The sequence below is a fragment of the Frateuria sp. genome (genome assembly GCF_013362045.1).
Classification (GTDB): domain Bacteria; phylum Pseudomonadota; class Gammaproteobacteria; order Xanthomonadales; family Rhodanobacteraceae; genus Frateuria_A.
Window position 1 is genome coordinate 1 of sequence record NZ_JABFWW010000217.1, and the last position, 5,722, is coordinate 5,722.

General features: G+C 66.1%; 6 protein-coding genes. 2 read left to right on the plus strand and 4 right to left on the minus strand.

Annotated features, from left to right (window positions below; genetic code table 11):
* On the minus strand, positions 1 to 835 hold an 835-nt coding region (hemB, locus tag HOQ08_RS10365), incomplete at its 3' end, for a porphobilinogen synthase (RefSeq protein ID WP_291194166.1).
* A 140-nt stretch (positions 836 to 975) separates the two neighbouring features.
* Here hemB and glk point away from each other — a divergent pair.
* Complete coding sequence (gene glk, locus HOQ08_RS10370; protein ID WP_291194169.1) at positions 976 to 1,986, plus strand: glucokinase; 1,011 nt, start codon at positions 976 to 978, stop codon at positions 1,984 to 1,986.
* Between the two features lie 78 nt (positions 1,987 to 2,064).
* Entirely contained in the window at positions 2,065 to 2,748 is a 684-nt protein-coding gene (locus tag HOQ08_RS10375; protein ID WP_291194172.1) for an HAD family hydrolase, read from the plus strand.
* Positions 2,749 to 2,789: 41 nt separating this feature from the next.
* Here HOQ08_RS10375 and HOQ08_RS10380 read toward each other — a convergent pair whose 3' ends face one another.
* The 3 genes from HOQ08_RS10380 to HOQ08_RS10390 all read right to left on the minus strand — a co-directional run.
* Positions 2,790 to 3,164 carry a DUF6572 domain-containing protein gene (locus tag HOQ08_RS10380; RefSeq protein WP_291194175.1) on the minus strand — a complete coding sequence of 125 codons (375 nt, stop codon included), beginning with the start codon at positions 3,162 to 3,164 and terminating at the stop codon, positions 2,790 to 2,792.
* A gap of 8 nt (positions 3,165 to 3,172) precedes the next feature.
* Positions 3,173 to 4,093, minus strand: a complete 921-nt coding sequence (locus HOQ08_RS10385) for an RHS repeat-associated core domain-containing protein (protein WP_291194178.1) — start codon at positions 4,091 to 4,093, stop codon at positions 3,173 to 3,175.
* Positions 4,094 to 4,187: 94 nt separating this feature from the next.
* A partial coding sequence (locus HOQ08_RS10390; protein WP_291194181.1) for a DEAD/DEAH box helicase occupies positions 4,188 to 5,722 on the minus strand: 1,535 nt, incomplete at its 5' end.

Here is a 5,722-nt window from a genome sequence, read left to right on the forward strand (position 1 = left end):
TCACCTGATAGACGAAGGTCGGCGCGCCGAAGGCGTCCTTCACTCGGCGCAGCACGTCGAGATACGGCATGCCCGGCTTGACCATCACCGCATCGGCGCCCTCGGCCAGGTCGAGCTCCACCTCGCGCAGCGCCTCGTCGGAGTTGGCCACGTCCATCTGGTAGGTATGCTTGTTGCCCTTGCCCAGGTTGGCCGCCGAGCCGACCGCGTCGCGGAACGGGCCATAGAAGCTGGAGGCGTACTTGGCCGAGTAGGCGAGGATGCGCGTATGGATGTGCCCGGCCGCCTCCAATGCGTCGCGGATGGTGCCGATGCGCCCGTCCATCATGTCCGAGGGCGCGATGAAATCCATGCCGGCCTCGGCCTGCGCCAGCGACATCTTCACCAGCGCCTCGACGGTGGGCTCGTTCATCACGTAGCCGTGCTCGTCGATCAGGCCATCCTGGCCGTGCGTGGTGTAGGGATCCAGCGCCACGTCGCCGATCAGGCCGAGCTGCGGGTACTTCGCCTTCAGCGCGCGGGTGGCGCGATGCATCAGGTTGCCGGGGTTCCAGGCCTCGGCCGCATCTTCGCTCTTGACCGACGCGCCAGGCGAGGGGAACAGCGCCAGCGCCGGGATGCCCAGTTCCACGCACTCGCCGGCAAGCTTGAGCAGCTCGTCGATCGACAACCGCGCCACGCCAGGCATCGAGGGCACCGCCTCGCGCTGTCCTTCGCCCTCGATCACGAACGCCACCATGATGAGGTCGCTGGCCAGCAGCGTATGCTCGCGCATCAGCGCCCGGGAAAAGTTGTCGCGACGCATGCGGCGCATGCGGATGGCGGGAAAGTTCATGGCAGGGGATGCCCTTGCAGCGGAAGGCGGCCATTGTACGACGCGGCCATTGCGGCCCCGCGCGGCATCCGGCCACATCGAGGCTGGACGCGGCCGGCGCGGCCCGGCACGCTACGCAGATGGCTTGCCTGGAATCACCCATGAGCGTCCCCTTCCCCACCCTCCTTGCCGACCTCGGCGGTACCAACGTGCGCTTCGCCCTCGCCGACGTGACGCGCGAGCAACCCCTGCTGACCGAAAGCGTGCGCCGCTACCGCGTGCGTGACTTCGCCACGCTGGCCGGCACCATCCGCCAGTACTTCGCCGACACCGGGCTGGCGGCGCGCCGCGCGATCATCGCCGCGGCCGGGCGCATCGCCGACGGCGAGACCGTGCAGATCACCAACAATCCCTGGGCCGTCGCCGCGCATGCGCTGCAGGCGGAACTGGGCATGGAATCGGTAAGGCTGGTGAACGATTTCGCCGCGCAGAGCATGGCGGTGTCGCTGCTGCGGCCCGAGCATCTGCAGACCGTCGGGCAGCCGCCGCTGCCGCGGCTGGACCGCCATGACCACCAGACCTTCGTGGTGATGGGCCCCGGCACCGGCCTGGGCGTCGGTGGCCTGCTGCGTCGCGAGGGCCACTGCAGCGTGCTGGAGAGCGAGGGCGGCCATGCCGGCTTCGCCGCGCACAGCCGCGAGGACATCGAGATCCTGCACCGGCTCAACGAGCGCTTCGGCCGCGTCTCCAACGAGCGGCTGATCTGCGGCAACGGCCTGGTGAATCTTTATACGGCGCTGGCCGACATCGCCGGCGAGCGGGCGCAGGAGTACACCCCCGAAGACATCACCGCGCAAGCCGGCGCAGGCAGCGACCCCCTGTGCGTACGTGCGGTGGAAACCCTCGCCGGCATCTTCGGTTCGGTCGCCGGCGACCTGGTGCTGACCCTGGGCGGCTGGGACGGCGTCTACCTCACCGGCGGCCTGCTGCCGATCCTGCTGCCCTGGCTGCAGCGCGGCGGATTCCGCCAGCGCTTCGAGGCCAAGGGTCGCTTCACCGAGACGATGCGCCAGGTACCCACCGTCGCCGTGCTGCATCCGGAGCCGGGCCTGCTCGGCGCCGCCGCGCTGGCGGTGATGGAGGCCGGCCGCCCGTTGCTGCCGCGGCCGTAGCCTGCAGCGTTTGCCGGCAGCCGCCGGCTCCGCCTCGCGCCCGGGCTGCGGCAGCAACGTCGCCTTGAGGAGAGTTCGATGTACCGCAGCAAGACCTCCTTCCTGTTCGACCTCGACGGCACGCTGGTCGACAGCGTCTACCAGCACGTGCTGGCGTGGAAGGAGGCGCTGGACCACGAGGGCATCGACCTGGCGGTGTGGCGGATCCACCGCAAGATCGGCATGAGCGGCGGGCTGTTCACGCAGATCCTGCTGCGCGAGACCGGCATCGAGATCACCGAGGAGCGGGTCGCGCGGTTGCGCCAGTGGCATGCGCAAGCCTATACGCGCCGCGCCGAGGCCGGTGGCGTACGGCCCCTGCCCGGCGCACGCGAGCTGCTGGCCTACCTCACCGACGCAGGCCTGCCCTGGGCGATCGCCACCAGCGGCCGCATGCAGACCGCCGCGCACAACCTGGAGGCGCTGGGCGTGGACCCGTCGAAGGTGCCGGTGGTGACGCGCGACGACGTGCGCCACGCCAAGCCCGATCCGGACCTGTTCGTCACCGCCGCCGAGCGGCTGGGCGTGGACATCCGGCACGCGCTGGTGCTGGGCGACAGCATCTGGGACATGCTCGCCGCGCAGCGCTGCCGCGCGCTCGGCGTGGGCCTGCTCTCCGGCGGCTACGGCCAGGAGGAACTGGAGCACGCCGGCGCCTTCCGCGTCTACGAGGATCCCGCCGATTTGCTTTACCACATCGACGAGGTCGCCGCGCGCGACTGAGCTCCGGCAGCCGCTGCAATGTCTATCCTATCACCTACGGATCAATGGATGTTTTCGAATTGAATTTGCAGTTTAATCTCTCTTACAAAAGGATTTCCCTGAAGAGCTCTACGATAGTCGTCCAATAGGAACACCTGAGACGAGAAGCGCTGAAAGAACTGATCTACCTCAAGCGCTGGCACGTTATAGCAATCCAGCTGAAGAATTACCCGCTTACCCTTCGATTCAGGGAATTTTTCGGCTAATTGCCCGTCTAAAATGGCATCGATAGAATCATACAGGCGTGCCTGGATCCGGCCAAGCTGTTCTTCAATCGAATCGCGCCACGGCCCTTCCTCCACAAGCACTACCCGCCACTCGTCCGGCGAGTCTCCTCTAGAGACAAAATCAACAACCGTGCTCTTCTCATCACTCATTTTCGTTCCTAGCACGCATGCCGATCGACCGTACATGACGTCAACGTTGTAGGCTGGCCAGCCGGCAAGCCAGCTTTTGTTGCATTATTTCCTACAGGAATGACTGCTCGGCCAGCCTCGACATCGGCTTTAAGTTTCGCCTGTCCAGGTGTAAGTGGCGAACTGCCCGTCTTGGTTTCGACAACTCCACCGTCCTTGGTGACAAAATCGGGGCGCGTACGAGAACCGTCACTCGTTTTAAAAGTTACTTGCTCCCCAGCGATTTTATCTCCGAGCTTAGCTCGCGTAATGGCCTCGCCCGCCTTCCCCTTGGCAGCGTTCTCGTAAATAGTTGTTGCTTTCTTGCCGATACCAACGGTCGTTCGAATAGCGGAAATGGCCTTACTTGGAGGCAACACATTTGCCACTGCATTGATTTTTTCTTCGGCAGACATCGACACCGGAGTGTCGTGAGGACCAGGAGCATTTGCATAATCCATCGTAAAATAAAGGATCACGCCAATACAGATCGGGCACCGCCCATCCGGATCAGTAAACCTGACCGGATTATTGTAAGCATAGGGATAACGATTGAATCCGAATAACCCGCCCGGCTCTATGTTCACGGGATCCGGGCTGAGCATACGGCCCACGGCCGGGTCGTAGTAACGCGCTTGCATATAGACAAGCCCGGCGTCTGCGTCATTTACGTGTCCGGTATATCCAGGACCTGTCGAGGGACTACCTAACGTCTGAGTACCGTAAGGCCGATAGTCGAACCTCGCTGTGATATTGCCGTTGGCATCCGCTTCGGCCAACGGCGTTCCCTGCGGGTCCGTGTAGACGTACGTGATCTTGCGAGCGGCATTCGAGTGAGCGAGCCCTAACCCCGGCACCCAAAGCGAGAGTGCAGCCAAGCACATGAGAAGTCTGTTACCGAAGCTGAGCATTCTTTTATCTCCTCCGTGAGGTGTACTGCGCAGTGTAGTGGCTTGGACAAGTGCATCTTCGGGAAATCGAGCGGCATGGAGACTACGGCGGTTATCAACCCGGCGCCAGCAAGGCGTCCAGATCGTCCTGGTCGAAGCTCAGCTTCTCGCGCGCGCCGCCGCCCTCGAGCACCGCTTCGGCCAGTTCCGCCTTGCGCGCCTTCAGTTCCTCGATGCGCTCCTCGACCGTGTCAGCGGTGATCAGGCGGAACACGAACACCGGCTTGTCCTGGCCGATGCGGTGGGCGCGGTCGGAGGCCTGCGCCTCGGCGGCGGGGTTCCACCATGGGTCGTAGTGGATCACCGTGTCGGCGGCGGTGAGGTTCAGGCCCACGCCGCCGGCCTTGAGCGAGAGCAGGAACAGCGGCACGTCGCCGTCCTGGAAGCGCTGCACCGGCTCGGCGCGGTCGCGCGTCTCGCCGGTGAGCATCACGTAGCTGACGCGCTTGCGCTCCAGTTCCGCGGCGATCAGCTTGAGCATCTCGGTGAACTGCGAGAACAGCAGCACCTTGCGCCCCTCGGCGAGCAGCGCCGGCAGCATGTCCATCAGCAGTTCGAACTTGGCCGACTCGCGCACGCCACGCGCCGCCTCCAGCTTGACCAGGCGCGGATCGCAGCAGACCTGGCGCAGCTTGAGCAGCGCATCGAGCACGACGATGCCCGAATGCGCGATGCCGCGCTGCGCGATCACCTCGCGCAGCTCGTCGGCGAGGGTCAGGCGCAGGCTTTCGTACAGCTCGCGCTGGCGGCCGTCGAGCACGACGCGGCGGGTGATCTCGGTCTTGGGCGGGAGCTCCGCGGCGACCTGCGCCTTGGTCCGGCGCAGGATGAAGGGCGCGAGGCGGCGGTTGAGGCGCGCCTGGCAGTCCTCGTCGCGCTGCTTCTCGATCGGCACGCGGTAGTGGCGGCGGAACGCGCCTTCGTCGCCGAGCAGGCCGGGCACGGCCAGGTCCACCTGCGACCACAGTTCGCCCAGGTGGTTTTCCAGCGGCGTGCCGGTGAGGCAGATGCAGCGCGGCGCGCGCAGGCTCAGCACGGCGCGGCGTGCCTGCGTGCGCGGGTTCTTCACCTGCTGCGCCTCGTCCAGCACGATCAGCGCGAAGGGCTGTTTCCTCAAGGTCACCACGTCGCGCGGCAGCAGCGCGTAGCTGGTGAGCACGATGTCCTGTGCGCCCAGCTGCGAGAAGTCGCCGCTGCGCTGCGGGCCATGCAGCGCGAGCACCTTGAGGTCAGGCGCGAAGCGCGCGATCTCCGCCTGCCAGTTCGGGATCAGGCTGGTCGGCACCACCACGAGCGCCGGCTGGACCAGCGCGCCGCGCTGCTTGAGCGCGAGCAGGTGGGTGATCAGCTGCAGCGTCTTGCCCAACCCCATGTCGTCGGCGAGCACGCCGCCCACGCCGGCCTCGGCCAGCGCGTTCAACCAGCGCAGCCCTTCGCGCTGGTACGGGCGCAGCTCGACGGTGAGGCCCTCGGGAATCGCGTCGCTGGCGCGCTCGGCGGCGTCGCGCAGGCGCGCGGTGAAGCCGCGCAGCGCGTCGGGCGCGCGCAGCTCGCCACCGCTGGGCAAGGCTTCGACCAGTTCCTCCAGCC